The sequence below is a fragment of the Ramlibacter sp. genome, from assembly GCF_035554825.1.
Lineage (GTDB): Bacteria > Pseudomonadota > Gammaproteobacteria > Burkholderiales > Burkholderiaceae_C > Ramlibacter.
Window position 1 is genome coordinate 52,378 of the sequence record NZ_DATMHS010000057.1, and the last position, 16,647, is coordinate 69,024.

At 69.8% G+C, this 16,647-nt stretch carries 17 protein-coding genes; all 17 read left to right on the forward strand.

The genetic code is table 11. From position 1 onward, the window contains the following. The first annotated feature begins 2 nt into the window (after window positions 1-2). The 17 genes from pilW (at window position 3) to VNT59_RS06640 (ending at window position 16,644) form a co-directional block, all read left to right on the forward strand. Window positions 3-830, forward strand: a complete 828-nt coding sequence (pilW, locus tag VNT59_RS06560; protein WP_414708353.1) for a type IV pilus biogenesis/stability protein PilW — start codon at window positions 3-5, stop codon at window positions 828-830. Then, window positions 823-1,782: a helix-turn-helix domain-containing protein gene (locus tag VNT59_RS06565; RefSeq protein WP_325497519.1), complete on the forward strand. Its 960-nt coding sequence runs from the start codon at window positions 823-825 to the stop codon at window positions 1,780-1,782. Before pilW ends, VNT59_RS06565 begins: the two co-directional genes overlap by 8 nt. After that, window positions 1,779-3,050, forward strand: coding sequence for a flavodoxin-dependent (E)-4-hydroxy-3-methylbut-2-enyl-diphosphate synthase (ispG, locus tag VNT59_RS06570; protein WP_325497520.1), 1,272 nt, complete (start codon window positions 1,779-1,781; stop codon window positions 3,048-3,050). The genes VNT59_RS06565 and ispG overlap by 4 nt, the downstream gene beginning before the upstream one ends. A 15-nt stretch (window positions 3,051-3,065) precedes the next feature. Further along, complete coding sequence (hisS, locus tag VNT59_RS06575; protein WP_325497521.1) at window positions 3,066-4,349, forward strand: histidine--tRNA ligase; 1,284 nt, start codon at window positions 3,066-3,068, stop codon at window positions 4,347-4,349. 48 nt (window positions 4,350-4,397) lie between these two features. Continuing rightward, window positions 4,398-5,078 (forward strand): tetratricopeptide repeat protein, encoded by a 681-nt coding sequence (locus VNT59_RS06580; protein ID WP_325497522.1) that lies wholly within the window; start codon window positions 4,398-4,400, stop codon window positions 5,076-5,078. After that, window positions 5,078-6,229: an outer membrane protein assembly factor BamB gene (gene bamB, locus VNT59_RS06585; protein ID WP_325497558.1), complete on the forward strand. Its 1,152-nt coding sequence runs from the start codon at window positions 5,078-5,080 to the stop codon at window positions 6,227-6,229. The genes VNT59_RS06580 and bamB overlap by 1 nt, the downstream gene beginning before the upstream one ends. Before the next feature lie 37 nt (window positions 6,230-6,266). Further along, window positions 6,267-7,610: a ribosome biogenesis GTPase Der gene (der, locus tag VNT59_RS06590; protein WP_325497523.1), complete on the forward strand. Its 1,344-nt coding sequence runs from the start codon at window positions 6,267-6,269 to the stop codon at window positions 7,608-7,610. Between the two features lie 120 nt (window positions 7,611-7,730). Beyond that, entirely contained in the window at window positions 7,731-7,979 is a 249-nt protein-coding gene (gene hfq, locus VNT59_RS06595; RefSeq protein WP_325497524.1) for an RNA chaperone Hfq, read from the forward strand. 56 nt (window positions 7,980-8,035) lie between these two features. Then, a complete protein-coding gene (gene hflX / locus VNT59_RS06600) occupies window positions 8,036-9,229 on the forward strand; it encodes a GTPase HflX (protein ID WP_325497525.1) in 1,194 nt (397 codons plus the stop codon). A 41-nt stretch (window positions 9,230-9,270) separates the two neighbouring features. Continuing rightward, window positions 9,271-10,611, forward strand: coding sequence for an FtsH protease activity modulator HflK (gene hflK / locus VNT59_RS06605; RefSeq protein ID WP_325497526.1), 1,341 nt, complete (start codon window positions 9,271-9,273; stop codon window positions 10,609-10,611). Window positions 10,612-10,627: 16 nt separating this feature from the next. Continuing rightward, a complete protein-coding gene (locus VNT59_RS06610; RefSeq protein WP_325497527.1) occupies window positions 10,628-11,539 on the forward strand; it encodes a protease modulator HflC in 912 nt (303 codons plus the stop codon). A 2-nt stretch (window positions 11,540-11,541) separates the two neighbouring features. Continuing rightward, window positions 11,542-11,733: a DUF2065 domain-containing protein gene (locus VNT59_RS06615; protein ID WP_325497528.1), complete on the forward strand. Its 192-nt coding sequence runs from the start codon at window positions 11,542-11,544 to the stop codon at window positions 11,731-11,733. 166 nt (window positions 11,734-11,899) lie between these two features. Continuing rightward, window positions 11,900-13,060 (forward strand): ATP phosphoribosyltransferase regulatory subunit, encoded by a 1,161-nt coding sequence (locus VNT59_RS06620; protein ID WP_325497529.1) that lies wholly within the window; start codon window positions 11,900-11,902, stop codon window positions 13,058-13,060. A 28-nt stretch (window positions 13,061-13,088) separates the two neighbouring features. Continuing rightward, a complete protein-coding gene (locus VNT59_RS06625) occupies window positions 13,089-14,417 on the forward strand; it encodes an adenylosuccinate synthase (RefSeq protein WP_325497530.1) in 1,329 nt (442 codons plus the stop codon). A 64-nt stretch (window positions 14,418-14,481) separates the two neighbouring features. Further along, window positions 14,482-15,006 (forward strand): phosphoribosyltransferase, encoded by a 525-nt coding sequence (locus VNT59_RS06630; protein ID WP_325497531.1) that lies wholly within the window; start codon window positions 14,482-14,484, stop codon window positions 15,004-15,006. A gap of 167 nt (window positions 15,007-15,173) precedes the next feature. Beyond that, window positions 15,174-16,397, forward strand: a complete 1,224-nt coding sequence (locus VNT59_RS06635) for a PLP-dependent transferase (protein ID WP_325497532.1) — start codon at window positions 15,174-15,176, stop codon at window positions 16,395-16,397. Between the two features lie 67 nt (window positions 16,398-16,464). Next, window positions 16,465-16,644: a hypothetical protein gene (locus VNT59_RS06640; protein WP_325497533.1), complete on the forward strand. Its 180-nt coding sequence runs from the start codon at window positions 16,465-16,467 to the stop codon at window positions 16,642-16,644. Window positions 16,645-16,647: the final 3 nt, after the last annotated feature.

Below are 16,647 nucleotides of genomic sequence, written 5' to 3' on the forward strand. Positions count from 1 at the left end.
ACATGGCAAGGTCCGCGGCGAGGATCCGGGACGCGGGGCGCAGTCTGGCCTGGGTGGCGATCGCCTGGACCGCGCTGATGGCGCTGGGTGGTTGCGCGTCGGCGCCGTCGGCCAGCACCGCGTCCCACGACATCCTGACGGAATCCGACGAGCCGGAGGCGCGCAAGCGGGCCCGCATCCGGATGGAGCTGGCGGTCGGCTATTTCGAGCAGGGCCAGACCAAGGTCGCCCTCGACGAGCTGAAGCAGGTGATCGCCTCCGACCCCAGCTTTCCCGACGCCTACAACCTGCGCGGCCTGATCTACATGCGGCTGAACGACACCAGGCAGGCGGAAGACAGCTTCCGTCGCGCCGTGGCGCTCAACCCGCGCGATCCCAACGTGCAGCACAACCTCGGCTGGCTGCTGTGCCAGCAGGCCCGCTACGACGAGGCGCAGCGCGCGTTCGAGGTCGCGATGGCCAATCCGATGTATGCCGGCCGGGCCAAGACGCTGATGACGCAGGGCGTGTGCCAGGCCCGCGCCGGGCGCGCCGCCGAGGCCGAGCGCAGCCTCTCGCGTTCGTACGAACTCGATGCCGCCAACCCGGTCACCGGCTACAACCTGGCCCGCCTGCTGTACCACCGCGGCGAGTTCGGCCGGGCCCAGTTCTATATTCGCCGGCTGAACAACAGCGAGCTGGCCAACGCCGAGTCGCTCTGGCTCGGGGTGAAGGTGGAGCGGCGCCTGAACGACCAGGTGGCGATGCGCCAGCTCGGCGAGCAGTTGAAGAAGCGGTTCGCCCATTCGAGCGAAGCCGCTGCCTACGAGCGGGGAGCGTTCGATGAGTGACGCAGCGATGCAAGGCAGCGGCGCGATGCCGGCGGCCGAGGGGCCCAGCGCCGGCGCCATGCTGCGCCAGGCCCGCGAGGCGGCCGGCCTGCACGTGGCGGCGTTGGCCGTCTCGATGAAGGTGCCCGTCGCCAAGCTCGAGGCGCTGGAACAGGACCGCTACGACCTGCTGCCCGACGCGGTGTTCGCCCGCGCGCTGGCCTCGAGCGTGTGCCGCACGCTCAAGATCGATCCGCACCCGGTCCTGGACCGGCTGCCGCAGACCAGCGCGCCGCGCCTGGTGCAGGACACCGACGGCCTCAACGCGCCGTTCCGCAGCCCGCGCGACGCCGTCGCGCCGCACTGGCGCGACCAGCTGACCCGCCCCGTTTCACTGCTGGTGGGCGGGCTGCTGGTGGCCGCGGCCGTGGTGCTGCTGCTGCCCCAGATGCCGGCCGCCGACCAGGCCGTCGCCGCCGAGAGCGCCGCCCCGCAGGCTGCGGCTCCATCGCCCAAAGTCGCCGTGGCCGACCAGCCCGCCGCCGCGCCAGCCGCAGCATCGCCAGCCGCGGCCGAGCCGGCGCCGTCCGGATTCCAGACCGCGTCGATCGCGCTGTCCGCGCCGCCGGCTGCGGCCGTGCCCCAGCCCGCCGCGGCGCCGGCCGCTGTCGCGCCACCGGCCACTGCCGCCGCGCCGGCCCCGGCTGCCTCTGCCGCGGCAGCGCCCGGGCCGACGGACGGCATCGTCGTGTTCCGTACCAGCGCCCAATCCTGGGTCGAGGTCCGAGACGCCAGGGGTGCGATGCCGGTGCGCAAGCTCATGACCGCCGGCGAGTCCGCCGGTGCTTCGGGCGCCATGCCGCTGCAAGTGACCATCGGCAACGCCGGCGCCACCGAAGTGCAGGTGCGCGGCAAGCCGTTCGACCTGCGTTCCATCGCCCGCGACAACGTCGCCCGTTTCGAGATCAAATGACCCTGTCCTGTCAGCCGGTGGCGCCGGCCGCGCCGCTGCCCCGCCGTTCCCGCCAGGCCCAGGTGGCCTGGGGCTCGCGCGTGGTCACCGTCGGTGGCGACGCGCCGGTGCGCCTGCAGTCGATGACCAACACCGACACCCAGGACGCCATCGGCACGGCGATCCAGGTCAAGGAACTGGCCGTGGCCGGCTCGGAACTGGTGCGCATCACCGTCAACACGCCCGAGGCCGCGGCGCAGGTGCCGTACATCCGCGAGCAGCTCGATCGCATGGGCATCGACGTGCCGCTGATCGGCGATTTCCACTACAACGGGCACCGGCTGCTGACGGACTACCCGGACTGCGCGCAGGCGCTGTCGAAGTACCGCATCAACCCGGGCAACGTCGGCAAGGGCGACAAGCACGACCGCCAGTTCGCGCAGATGATCGAAGCGGCGATGCGCTGGAACAAGCCGGTGCGCATCGGCGTCAACTGGGGCAGCCTGGACCAGGAACTGCTCGCCGGATTGATGGACGAGAACAGCCGGCGCCCGCAGCCCTGGGAGGCCAGGTCGGTGATGTACGAGGCGCTGGTGAGCTCGGCGATCGGTTCCGCGCAGCGGGCCCAGGAACTGGGCATGGCCGCCCACCAGATCATCCTGTCGTGCAAGGTGAGCGGCGTGCAGGACCTGATCGCGGTCTATCGCGAACTGGCCCGCCGCTGCGACTACCCGCTGCACCTGGGCCTGACCGAAGCGGGCATGGGCACCAAGGGCACGGTGGCTTCGAGCGTCGCGCTGGGCATCCTGCTGCAGGAGGGCATCGGCGACACGATCCGGGTGTCGCTCACGCCGCAGCCGGGCGAGTCGCGCACCCAGGAGGTGGTGATCGCCTCCGAGATCCTGCAGGCGCTGGGGATGCGCAGCTTCGTGCCGAGCGTCACCGCCTGCCCGGGCTGCGGGCGCACCACCAGCACCACGTTCCAGGAACTGGCCAAGCAGATCGACGACTACCTGCGCGCCCAGATGCCGGTGTGGCGTTCGAAGTATCCGGGCGTCGAGAAGATGAAGGTCGCCGTGATGGGCTGCATCGTCAACGGCCCCGGCGAGAGCAAGCACGCCGACATCGGCATCAGCCTGCCCGGGACGGGCGAGGCGCCGGCGGCGCCGGTCTTCATCGACGGCCAGAAGGCCGTCACCCTGCGCGGCGACAACATCGCCGCCGAATTCCACCAGATCGTCGAAAACTACATCGAGAAGCGCTACGGGCACGAGACCGCGGGCGCCTGACACAAGAAGCGAGCCATGGCCGAGAAGATCAATGCCGTCAAAGGCATGAACGACATATTGCCGCCCGATTCGGCGCGCTGGGAGTGGCTGGAGGACAAAGTGCGCGCCCTCATGGGCCGCCACGCCTACCGGATGATCCGCACGCCGATCGTCGAGCCGACCGCGCTGTTCGTGCGCGGCACCGGCGAGACGACCGACATCGTCGAGAAGGAGATGTACTCCTTCGAGGACCGGCTCAACGGCGAGCAGCTCACGCTGCGCCCCGAGAACACCCCGGGCGTGGTGCGGGCGGCGATCGAGCACAACCTCACGTACGACGGCGGCAAGCGGCTGTACTACATGGGCCCGATGTTCCGCCACGAGCGGCCGCAGCGCGGGCGCTACCGCCAGTTCTACCAGCTCGGCGCCGAGGTGCTGGGCTTTCCGGGGCCGGAGGTCGATGCCGAGCTGATGGTGCTGGCGCACCGGCTGCTCGCCGGGCTGGGCCTGCGCAACATCCGGGTGGAGATGAACAGCCTGGGCGTGCCGACCGAGCGGCGCGCCCATCGCGAGGCGCTGGTGGCGTACTTCGAGCAGCACGGCGCCGTGCTCGACGCCGATGCCCAGCGCCGGCTGCACGCCAATCCGCTGCGCATTCTCGACACCAAGAATCCGGCCATGCAGGAGATGGTGCAGGGCGCGCCCAAGCTGCTGGACTACCTGGGCGAAGGCTCGCTCAAGCATCTCGAGACGGTGCAGCGGCTGCTGGACGCCTGCGGCGTGCCCTGGGCGGTCAACGCGCGCCTGGTGCGCGGGCTGGACTACTACAGCCATACCGTCTTCGAGTTCATCACCGACGAGCTGGGTGCCCAGGGCACGCTGTGCGGCGGCGGCCGCTACGACGGGTTGTTCGAAGTGCTGGGCGGCAAGCCGACGCCCGCCGTCGGTTGGGGCATGGGCCTGGAGCGGGTGCTGGAGCTGGTGCGACAGCAGGCCGCGACGTTCGAAGCGCCGGCGCCCGACGCCTATGCGATCGTGCCCTCGGCCGACGCCTTGCCGCAGGTGATGGCGACGCTGCAGGCGCTGCGCGCCGAGGGCGTCAGCGTGCAGATGCATGCGGGGTCCGGGGACGGCATGGGCAGCATGAAGTCGCAGTTCAAGAAGGCCGATGCCAGCGGCGCCCGCTATGCGCTGATCTTCGGCCCCGACGAACTCGCCCAAGGCGCCGTCACCGTCAAGGCCCTGCGCGACGGCAGCGGCGCGCAGGTCCAGCGGCCGCTGGCGGCGCTGGCCGAATGGGCCGTCACGCTGCAGTCGTAAGGCGGCCCGCCCGCCTCATACAATCCTGGCTTCCCACCTGACTCAACCATGGCAAACCAACTCGATCTCGAAGAACAGGAACAGCTTGACGAGCTCAAGCACTTCTGGCGGGAATACGGCAACCTGATCACCTGGGCGCTGATCGTCGTCTTCGGCGCGATCGCCGCCTGGAACGGCTGGAATTACTGGCAGAACAGCCAGGCCGCGCAGGCCGCCGCCATGTACGACGAAGTCGAGCGCGCCGCCCAGGCCGGCGACACCGAGCGCGTCGAGCGCGCCTTCTCCGACATGAAGGAGCGCTTCGGCCGCACCACCTTCGCCCAGCAGGCGGGCCTGCTCGCCGCCCGCGTGCTGGCCGACAAAGGCAAGACCGACGCGGCCAAGGCGTCGCTCGGCTGGGTGGCCGACCGGGCCGCGGACGAGGGCTACCAGGCCGTCGCGCGCCAGCGCCTGGCCGGCATCCTGATGGACGCCAAGCAGTACGACGAGGCCCTCAAGCAGCTGAGCGCGACCTTCCCGCGCGAGTTCGAGGCACTGGCCGCCGACCGGCGCGGCGACATCTACCAGCTGCAAGGCAAGAAGGCCGAAGCCAAGGCCGAATACGAGAAGGCCTACAAGGCCCTCGACGAACGCAACGAATACCGCCGGCTGGTGGAAGTGAAGCTGGGCGCGCTGGGCGTCGATCCCAAGCAGCTCACGGCGCCCGCGGCCGCCGGAGCCAAGTCGTGATGGGCCGCCGCCTGCGGCTCGCGGCGGGCGCCTGCGCCATCGCCGCCACGCTCGGACTGGCGGGCTGCTCGTCGATGCCGTCCTGGCTCGGCGGCGGCGTGGAAAAGCCCAAACCGGCGGAGCTCGGGCCGAACGTGGCGCTGATCCCGGTGCGCAAGGCCTGGACCAACCGCGTCGGCGAAGTGGCCCAGCCGGTCACGATCAACGTGAGCGGCGGCACCGTCACGCTGGCCAGCAGCGACGGCACCGTGGCGGCGATCGACGCCGCCACCGGCCGCGATCTGTGGCGCGCCAGCGCCGGCGGACCGATCGCCGCGGGCGTGGGCAGCGACGGCAAGGTGGCCGCGGTCGTGACCCGCAGCAACGAGCTGGTGGCCCTGGCCGGCGGCAAGCAGGCGTGGCGGCAGAAGCTGACGGCCGTCTCCTACACTCCGCCGTTCGTGGCCGGCGCGCGCGTCTTCGTCCTCACCGCCGACCGCGCCGTGAGCGCCTACGACGGCCAGACCGGCCGCAAGCTGTGGACGCAGCAGCGCCCGGGCGAGCCGCTGGTGCTGCGCCATTCCGGCGTCATGCTGGCCGTCGGCGATACGCTGGTGGTGGGCCTGTCGGGGCGCGTGGTCGGTTTCGACCCGCTGACCGGCACCGTGCGCTGGGAGGCGCCGATCGCATCGCCGCGCGGCATCAACGACGTCGAGCGGCTGGTCGACCTGGTCGGCACCGTCAGCCGGGCCGGCGAATCGGTCTGCGCCCGCGCCTTCCAGGCGGCGGTCGGCTGCGTCAACGCGGCGCGCGGCACGGTGGCCTGGAGCAAGCCGGCCAACGGCTCCGAAGGCGTGCACGGCGACGACAGGATCGTCGTCGGCACCGAGTCCGACGGCAAGGTGGTCGCGTGGAAGCGCGACAACGGCGAGCGGGCCTGGGTCAGCGAGCGCCTGCGCTACCGCGGCCTCACGGCGCCGCTGGTGCTGGGCCGCTCGATCGCGCTGGGCGACAGCACCGGCCTGGTGCACATGGTCTCGCGCGAGGACGGCAGCCCGCTGAACCGGCTCGACACCGACGGCTCGCCGGTGATGGCGGCGCCGGTCCTGGCCGGCGGCACGATGGTCGTGCTGACCCGCTCCGGCGGGGTCTACGGCTTCGTGCCCGAGTGAGCCGGCCGAACGCATGGCATGGGGCAGGTGAGCCGCGATGAAACCCGTCATGGCCCTGGTGGGCCGCCCCAACGTCGGCAAATCGACCCTCTTCAACCGGCTCACCAAGTCGCGTGACGCGATCGTCGCCGACTTCGCCGGCCTGACCCGCGATCGCCACTACGGCAATGCCCGCCAGGGCCGGCACGAATTCATCGTGATCGACACCGGCGGCTTCGAGCCGACGGCCGAGAGCGGCATCTACATGGAGATGGCCAAGCAGACGCGGCAGGCCGTCGCCGAAGCTGACATCGTCGTGTTCGTGCTCGATGCCCGCGGCGGCCTCTCGGCGCAGGACCACGACATCGCCCGCTACCTGCGCAAGCTGGGCAAGCCCACCGTCCTCGCGGCCAACAAGGCCGAAGGCATGACCGAAGGCGTGCAGCTGACCGAGTTCTACGAGCTCGGCCTGGGCGAGGTGCACGCGATCTCGGCCGCCCACGGGCAGGGCATCCGCAGCCTGGTCGAGATGGCACTGGCCATGCTCGACCTGCCGGAGGAGGAGGAAGAGGGCGCGGCCGAGGATCCCGGCGTCATCAAGCTGGCGGTCGCCGGCCGGCCCAACGTCGGCAAGTCGACCCTGATCAACACCTGGCTGGGCGAGGAGCGGCTGGTCGCCTTCGACCTGCCGGGCACCACCCGCGACGCCATTTCGGTGCCGTTCGAGCGGGCCGGCCAGAAGTTCGAGCTGATCGACACCGCCGGGCTGCGCCGCAAGGGCCGGGTCTTCGAGGCGATCGAGAAGTTCTCGGTGGTCAAGACGCTGCAGGCGATCGAATCGGCCAACGTCGTGCTGCTGCTGCTCGACGCCACCCAGGGCGTGACCGAGCAGGACGCGCACATCGCCGGCTATGTCCTCGAAAGCGGCCGGGCCGTGGTGCTGGCCGTCAACAAGTGGGACGCCGTCGACGAATACCAGCGCGAGCAGCTGCAGCGGCAGATCGAGACGCGGCTGGCGTTCCTGAAGTTCGCGCCCATCCATTTCATCTCGGCGATCAAGCGCCAGGGGCTGGGCCCGGTGTGGCAGTCGATCGCGCAGGCCCACCGCTCGGCCATGGTCAAGATGCCGACGCCGGTGCTGACCCGGCTGCTGCTGGAGGCGGTTCAGTTTCAGCAGCCCAAGCGCTCGGGCATGTTCCGCCCCAAGATGCGCTACGCCCACCAGGGCGGCATGAATCCGCCGGTGATCGTGGTGCACGGCAATTCGCTCGAGCACGTGACCGAGGCGTACAAGCGCTTTCTCGAGGCACGCTTCCGCAAGGAGTTCAACCTGATCGGAACGCCGCTGCGCATCGAGATGAAAACCTCCAGGAATCCGTACGCCGGAAAAGAAAATCCCTAGGGCGCTTGCAGTTCTGCAAGACGCCGCCAAATAGGCCGGGAAATAGCCTTTGCACCGCCGCTTGCTGTGGTAAGGTGCAGTTTCCAACAACATTTCCGAGCGCGGAACACGGAGAATATCGTGAGCAACAAAGGGCAGCTGCTACAAGACCCCTTCCTCAACACACTGCGGCGCGAGCATGTGCCGGTGTCCATTTACCTGGTCAACGGGATCAAGCTGCAAGGGCAGATCGAGTCCTTCGACCAGTACGTCGTGCTCCTGCGCAATACCGTGACGCAGATGGTCTACAAGCACGCGATCTCCACCATCGTGCCGGGCCGCGCCGTCAACTTCTCCACTGCCGAGGGCGGCGAGGCCGGCGCCAGCTGAAGGCCTGCGGGAGAGGCGGGCCGTTCGCCGCCTGGCCCTCCCCGAACGACCCGCACTTGAGTTTCTCCGAACAGAACGACCGTCCCGCCGCCCCCGCCATCCTGGTCGGGGTGGACCTCGGGCTGCCTCACTTCGACGCCGAACTGGAAGAGCTGGGCCTGCTGTCGCAGACGGCGGGCCTGGAGCCGGTCGCGCGCGTCGTCTGCAAGCGCAAGGCGCCTGACGCCGCGCTCTTCATCGGCAAGGGCAAGGCCGACGAGATCAAGCAGCTCGCCGACGCCACCGGCGCCGCCGAAATCCTGTTCGACCAGGCGCTGAGCCCGGCGCAGCAGCGCAACCTCGAGCGCCACCTCGACCGCCCGGTCAATGACCGGACCTTGCTCATCCTCGAGATCTTCGCCCAGCGCGCGCGCAGCCACGAGGGCAAGCTGCAGGTCGAGCTCGCCCGCCTGCGCTACGTCAGCACCCGGCTGGTGCGGCGCTGGTCGCACCTGGAGCGGCAGGCCGGCGGCGCCGGCGTGCGCGGCGGCCCGGGCGAAAAGCAGATCGAACTCGACCGCCGGATGATCTCGGAGGCGATCAAGCGCACCCGCGAGCGGCTGGAGAAGGTCAAGCGCCAGCGCCAGACGCAGCGCCGCCGGCGCGAGCGCCAGGGGGCCTTCAACATCTCGCTGGTCGGCTATACCAACGCCGGCAAGTCGACCCTCTTCAACGCGCTGGTCAAGGCCGGCGCGTACGCGGCCGACCAGCTGTTCGCCACCCTGGACACCACCACGCGCCAGCTCTACCTGGGCGAGGCCGGCCGGTCGGTGTCGCTGTCCGACACCGTGGGGTTCATCCGCGACCTGCCGCACGGCCTGGTCGACGCCTTCCAGGCCACCTTGCAGGAGGCGGTCGACGCCGACCTGCTGCTGCATGTCGTCGACGCGGCCAACCCCAACCATCCCGAGCAGCTGGCCGAAGTGCAGCGGGTGCTGCACGAGATCGGCGCGGCCGAGGTGCCGCAGGTGCTGGTGTTCAACAAGGTCGACCTGCTCGACCCGTCGCTGCGTCCGCGCTTCGAGACCGACCGCTTCGAGCTCGAAGGGGTGCAGGTGCCGCGCGTGTTCGTGAGCGGCCGGACCGGGCTCGGCCTGGACGCCCTGCGCCGGCTGCTGGCCCAGGAGGTGAGCCGGCGCAGCGGCCCCGTTGCGGCCGCCGCCCAGGCCGATTCCGGTTCCGACGCAGAAGGCAACGATTCCGCCGCCTGATTGGGCACAATGCGACTGTTACAAAGAAGAGATCCACGCGCATGAACCTCCAACTGAGCCGCCTGTCCTGGGCCGGGCTGAATGGCCGCATCCGGGGCATGTTCAACCTGAACGACCCGCGGTGGGGGCGCGGCGAGGACCACAAGAATGCCGAGAACAACCGCCCCGACAAGCCGGAGGGCGGCCGCGGGCCGAACCAGGGCCCGCCGGACCTCGATGAACTGTGGCGCGACTTCAATCGCCGCCTGGGCAACCTGTTCGGCGGCCGCCGCCGCGGCGGCGACAACGGCGGCGGCTTCGGCGGCGGCAATTTCCAACCCGACATGAAGAGCGCCGGCATCGGCGCCGGCCTGGTGGCCGCCATCGTCGTGCTGATCTGGCTGGGCACGGGCTTCTTCATCGTGCAGGAAGGCCAGCAGGCGGTGATCACGCAGTTCGGCCGCTACAAGGCCACCGTGGGCGCCGGCTTCAACTGGCGCCTGCCGTACCCGATCCAGCGCCACGAACTGGTGTTCGTGACCCAGATCCGCTCGGTCGACATCGGGCGCGACCAGGTGATCAAGGCGACCGGCCTGCGCGACTCGGCGATGCTCACCGAAGACGAGAACATCGTCGAGATCAAGTTCGCCGTGCAGTACCGCCTGAAGGACGCGCGGGCCTTCCTGTTCGTCAGCAAGAACCCGTCCGAGGCGGTGGTGCAGGCCGCCGAAACGGCGGTGCGCGAGGTGGTCGGCAAGATGCGCATGGATTCGGCCCTGGCCGAGGAGCGCGATCAGATCGCGCCGCGCGTGCGCGACCTGATGCAGAACATCCTCGACCGCTACGGCATCGGCATCGAAGTGGTCGGGATCAACCTGCAGCAAAGCGGGGTGCGCCCGCCCGAGCAGGTGCAGGCCGCCTTCGACGACGTGCTCAAGGCCGGCCAGGAACGCGAGCGCGCCAAGAACGAGGCGCAGGCCTATGCCAACGACGTCATCCCGCGCGCCGTGGGCTCCGCCTCGCGGCTGACGCAGGAGGCCGACGGCTACAAGTCGCGGATCGTGGCGCAGGCGCAGGGCGATGCGCAGCGCTTCAAGTCGATCCTGACCGAGTACCAGCGCGCCCCGCAGGTCACCCGCGACCGGATGTACCTCGACACGATGCAGCAGATCTACAGCAGCGTCACCAAGGTCCTGGTCGACTCGCGCCAGGGCGGCAACCTGCTGTACCTGCCGCTCGACAAGATCCTGCAGCAGGTGTCGCAGGGCGGCGCCGCGCAGGTGCCGCCGCCGGCCGAGCCGGCAGCCGCGCCCCCGGCGCCGCAGCAGTCGGCGCCCGCCGCCGGCATGACCGATGCGCGCACCCGCGACGGCGGCCGCAGCCGCGAACGCGAGACGCGCTGAGCGCAGGAAGAACAAGATGAACAGAATCGGATTCATGGTGACCTCGGCGCTGGTGGCCCTCGCGCTGCTCAGCTCCATGCTCTTCGTCGTCGACCAGCGCCAGTTCGGCGTGGTGTTCGCGCTTGGCCAGATCAAGGACGTGATCACCGAGCCGGGCCTGAACTTCAAGCTGCCGCCGCCGTTCCAGAACGTGTCGTACATCGACAAGCGCCTGCTCACGCTGGAAAGCCCCGATGCCGAGCCGATGCTGACGCTGGAGAAGCAGCGCGTGGTGATCGACTGGTACGTGCGCTGGCGCATCACCGAGCCGACGCAGTACATCCGCAACGTCGGCCTCGACGAGGCCGCCGGCGCCAACCAGCTGAGCCGCGTCGTGCGCAACGCCTTCCAAGAGGAGGTCAACCGCCGCACGGTGCGCGAGCTGCTGGCCGCCAAGCGCGAGCAGGTGATGGCCGACGTCAAGCGCGAAGTGCTCGAAGTGGTCAAGGGCAGCAAGCCCTGGGGCATCGACGTGATCGACGTGCGCATCACGCGCGTGGACTACGTGGAAGCGATCACCGAATCGGTGTACCGCCGCATGGAAGCCGAGCGCAAGCGGGTGGCCAACGAGCTGCGCTCCACCGGCGCGGCCGAAGGCGAGAAGATCCGCGCGGATGCCGACCGGCAGCGCGAGGTGACCATCGCCAACGCCTACCGCGACGCGCAGAAGATCAAGGGCGAGGGCGATGCCCAGGCCGCCGCCATCTACGGCGAGGCGTTCGGCCGCGACGCCCAGTTCGCCCAGTTCTATCGCAGCCTCGAGGCCTACAAGGCGACCTTCAACAAGAAGGCCGACGTGATGGTGCTCGATCCGGCCGGCACCGAGTTCTTCAAGGCGTTCCGCGGCAGCGCGGGCGGCGGCTCGCCCGCGGCAGGCGCCAAGAAGTAGCCTTGGACAGCGACACCTTCTGGGCCGCCCTCGGCCTCGTCCTGGTGATGGAGGGGCTGTTTCCGTTCATCTCGCCGGGCGGCTGGCGGCGCACCTTCCTGCGGCTGCTGCAGCTGCAGGACGGCCAGCTGCGCTTCTTCGGCCTGTGCAGCATCCTCGGCGGCCTGGCGCTGCTGTGGTTCATGGGCGGGTGAGGCCGCCGCGCCGCATCCGCCTGGTTTTCCGCATCGTCCGGGCGTGGGCCCACCGATCGGGGCGGCGCGGACCGCTGCGGCTCGGCCGGGAGCCCGCTGCTGGGCCGCAGCGCGGAGCCCCCGGTGCCTGCCCGGTAAAATACCGTTTTTAACAGCCCCCCTTCACATGTCCGCCTGGGTCCTGCCGGATCACATCGCCGATGTCTTGCCCTCCGAGGCCCGGCACATCGAAGAACTGCGCCGAGAACTGCTGGACACCGCGTGCGGCTACGGCTACGAGCTGGTCATGCCGCCGCTGCTGGAGCACCTCGACTCGCTGCTCACCGGCACCGGCGAGGCGCTGCGGCTGCAGACCTTCAAGGTTGTCGACCAGCTGTCCGGCCGCACCATGGGGCTGCGTGCCGACACCACCCCGCAGGTCGCCCGCATCGACGCCCACCTGCTCAATCGCCAGGGCGTCGCGCGCCTGTGCTACTGCGGGCCGGTGCTGCACACGCGCCCCGATCGCCCGCACGCCACGCGCGAGCCGCTGCAGTTCGGCGCCGAGATCTACGGCCACGCCGGCGTGGAAGCCGACCTCGAGGCCCTGCTGCTCGCGCTCGACTGCCTGAAGGCCGCGCGGGTGCAGGACCTCACCGTCGACATGGCGGACACCCGGATCGTGCGCGCGCTGCTGGCGGGCATCGCGCTGGACGAGGATGCGCTCGCGCGCGTGCACGCGGCGCTGTCGGTGAAGGACGCCAGCGAGCTGGCGCAGCTGGCCAGGGACTTCCCGGCCACGGTGCGCGAGGCGCTGCTGGCGCTGGTGACGCTGTACGGCGACGAGCAGGTGCTGGCCGAAGCGCAGCGTTGCCTGCCCGACCTGCCGCCGCTGCGCGAAGCACTGGTCAACCTGCGCTGGCTCGCCGGGCACCTCCAGGGCGCCAAGGTGAGCTTCGACCTGGCCGACCTGCGCGGCTATGCCTACTACACCGGCGCCCGGTTTGCGATCTACGCGACCGGCGCCAGCGACTCGCTGGTGCGCGGCGGGCGCTACGACGAAGTGGGGGCCGTGTTCGGCCGCAACCGTCCGGCCGTCGGCTTCAGCCTCGACCTCAAGGCGCTGGTGCCGCTGGCGCCCAGGCGCGCACGGCGCGGCGCGATCCGCGCGCCATGGGCCGGCAACGGCGGCGACACGTCGGCGCTGCGCTCGGCGATCGCCGCGCTGCGGGGCCGCGGCGAGACCGTGGTCTGCGTGATGCCCGGCCACGAAAGCGAAGCCGACGAATTCCTGTGCGACCGCGAACTGGCCCGCGCCGGCGACCAGTGGGTGGTGAAGGCCATCTGACGTTCCGAATTTTTCTCGAAAGCATGCGATGACGAAGACAAAGGGCCGCAATGTGGTCGTGGTCGGCACCCAATGGGGCGACGAAGGCAAGGGCAAGCTGGTCGACTGGCTGACCGAAATGGCGCAGGGCGTGGTCCGCTTCCAGGGCGGCCACAACGCCGGGCACACGCTGGTGATCAACGGGGTCAAGACGGCGCTGCACCTGATTCCCAGCGGCATCATGCGCCCCGGCGTGAAGTGCTACATCGGCAACGGCGTGGTGCTGTCGGTGACCAAGCTGCTCGAGGAAATCGAAGGGCTGGAGAAGGCCGGCGTCGAGGTGCGCGGGCGGCTGCGCATCAGCGAAGCGTGCCCGCTGATCCTGCCGTTCCATGCGGCGCTGGACGTCGCGCGCGAGTCGGCGCGCGAGCAGGGCGGCAGCGAGAAGATCGGCACCACCGGCCGCGGCATCGGCCCGGCGTACGAGGACAAGATCGCGCGCCGCGCGCTGCGCGTGCAGGACCTCAAGCACCCGGACCGCTTCGCGGAGAAACTCAGGACGCTGCTGGACCTGCACAACTTCATGCTGACCAGGTTCCTGAACGCGCAGGCCGTGGAATTCCAGCCGGTGTTCGACGAGTGCATGCGCCAGGCCGAGATCCTCAAGCCGATGATGGCCGACGTCTCGCGCGAGCTGAACGAGGCCCACCTGCACGGCGACAACCTGCTGTTCGAAGGCGCGCAGGGCACGCTGCTCGACGTCGACCACGGCACCTATCCCTACGTCACCTCCAGCAACTGCGTGGCCGGCAACGCCGCCGCGGGCGCCGGCGTCGGCCCCGGCATGCTGCACTACATCCTGGGCATCACCAAGGCGTACTGCACGCGCGTCGGCGGCGGCCCGTTCCCGACCGAGCTGGAATGGGAAAAGCCCGGCACGCCCGGCTACCACATGTCGACCGTGGGCGCGGAAAAGGGCGTCACCACCGGGCGCAGCCGCCGCTGCGGCTGGTTCGATGCCGCGCTGCTCAAGCGCAGCGCGCAGGTGAACGGCCTGTCGGGCCTGTGCATCACCAAGCTCGACGTGCTGGACGGCCTGCACGAACTGCAGCTGTGCACCGGCTACGAGCTCGACGGCCAGCACACCGACATCCTGCCGATGGGCGCCGACGAGATCTCGCGCTGCAAGCCGGTGTACGAGACCATGCCGGGCTGGAGCGAGAGCACGGTCGGCGTGACCAAGTACGAGAAGCTGCCGGTCAACGCCCGGCTGTACCTGCAGCGCATCGAGCAGGTGACCGGCGTGCCGATCCACCTGATTTCGACCGGCGCGGACCGCGAACAGACGATCCTGATGCGCCACCCGTACCTGGCGTGACGCGCCTCGCGCGCCGGCGTCGCCGCCGGCGCGGCCATGCACAACCCGAAGTGGAGACCTCCGAATGTTGACGGAAGACGGCAAGCACCTGTATGTGAGCTACGACGAGTATCACAGCCTGATCGAGAAACTCGCGATCAAGGTGCATCAGTCGGGCTGGCAGTTCGACACCATCCTGTGCCTCGCGCGCGGCGGCATGCGCCCGGGCGACATCCTCTCGCGCATCTTCGACAAGCCGCTGGCGATCATGTCGACCAGTTCGTACCGGGCCGACGCCGGCACCATCCAGGGCCACCTGGACATCGCCCGCTACATCACCACCCCGAAGGGCGAGATCGCCGGCCGGGTGCTGCTGGTGGACGACCTGGCCGACTCCGGCCACACGCTGCACGCGGTGGTGGAGATGTTGAAGAACAACTACCAGCCGATCACCGAGCTGCGCAGCGCGGTGATCTGGACCAAGGGCCTGTCCAAGTTCCAGGCCGACTATTCGGTGGAGTTCCTGCCGACGAATCCCTGGATCCACCAGCCCTTCGAGACCTACGACAGCATGGGACCGGAGAAGCTGCTGGAGAAATGGAAAGTCTGATGGTTCACTGAAAAAAGTCGCGCACGACTTTTTCCAGTGGCCTGGTCAGTGTGGAGCGGACCGGCGAAGCCGGTTCCTCTCCACAAGTGGGACCGCCCTGCACGTTGTTGCGTGCGGTCCACGTGCCGCTGCGCGGGCAGGGTGAGCAGCCCGTTACCATTGCGTGCATGAGCGATCCCATCACCGACCTCATCCACCATCCTTACGTCCCGCCGGCCGGCTTCGCGGCGCCGCAGCCCGGGGTGTTCAAGGCCTCCACGGTCATCTTCACGAACGTCGCCGCGATGCGCGCGCGCGACTGGAAGCACAAGAACGGCTACACCTACGGCCTGCACGGCACGCCGACCACCTTCCTGCTGGAAGAACGGATCGCGGCGCTCGAAGGCGGCAAGCACTGCATCCTGGTGCCCAGCGGCCTGGCCGCGATCGCCAACGTGGCGATGGCGCTGCTCAAGACCGGCGACGAGGTCCTGATCCCCGACAACGCCTACGGCCCCAACAAGGCACTGGCCGAAGGCGAGCTGGCGCAGTGGGGCATCACCCATCGCTACTACGACGCCATGGACCCGGCGGACCTGCAGGCCAAGCTCGGCCCGAAGACCAGGCTGGTCTGGCTGGAAGCGCCCGGCTCGGTCACGATGGAGTTCCCGCCGCTGCAGCAGCTGGCCGACCTCTGCCGCCAGCGCGGCGTCACCACGGCCCTGGACAGCACCTGGGCCTGCGGCCTCGCGTTCAACGGCTTCGACCTGGGCGCGCCCGGCTCGGGCCGCGGCGCCGACATCGTCGCCCATGCGCTCACCAAGTACCCCAGCGGCGGCGGCGACGTCCTGATGGGCGCGGTCGTCACCCGCGACGACGAACTGAACCTCAAGCTCAAGCTGACCCACATGCGGATGGGCTTCGGGGTCGGCGCCAACGATGCCGAGGCGATCCTGCGCGGCCTGCCGAGCCTGGCCCTGCGCTACCACGCCCAGGACCGCGCCGCGCGCGCCCTGGCGGCCTGGCTGGCGCGGCGGCCCGAGGTGGCCCGCGTGCTGCACCCGGCGCTGGAGGGCTCGCCCGGCCACCAGCACTGGCGCGACCTGTGCGGCGTCGACGGCGCGGCGGCCGGCCTGTTCTCGATCATGTTCCAGGATCGCTATGCGCCGGCGCAGGTCGATGCCTTCTGCGATGCCCTGAAGCTCTTCAAGCTCGGCTATTCGTGGGGCGGGCCGGTGAGCCTGGTGGTGCCGTACGACCTTGCCACGATGCGCTCGGCCGCGTCGGCCGGCGGGCTGGCGCGCGGCCCGCTGGTGCGCTTCTCGGTCGGCCTGGAAGCGGTCGAAGACCTGCGGCTTGACCTGGAGCAGGCGCTCGCCAGTCTGGACGCCCAGGCGCCGCCCTGGGATTGACCCTGAGCCCTGACCGGCCGCGTTATCGCGTACATTGGGTCCATCAACCCCTAGGAGCGGAACACCTGTGGCAACACCCAATTACGGTTACGAGAAGCGGCAGAAGGAACTGGCCAAGAAGCGCAAGAAAGAGGAAAAGCTCAAGGCCAAGGCCGAGCGCAAGACCAGCGGCCCGGGCGACAGCAACGCCGGGACCGACGAGTCGGGCCTCGCTCCGCAGCCGCCGGCCGTCCCTGGGCAGGAGTGACCC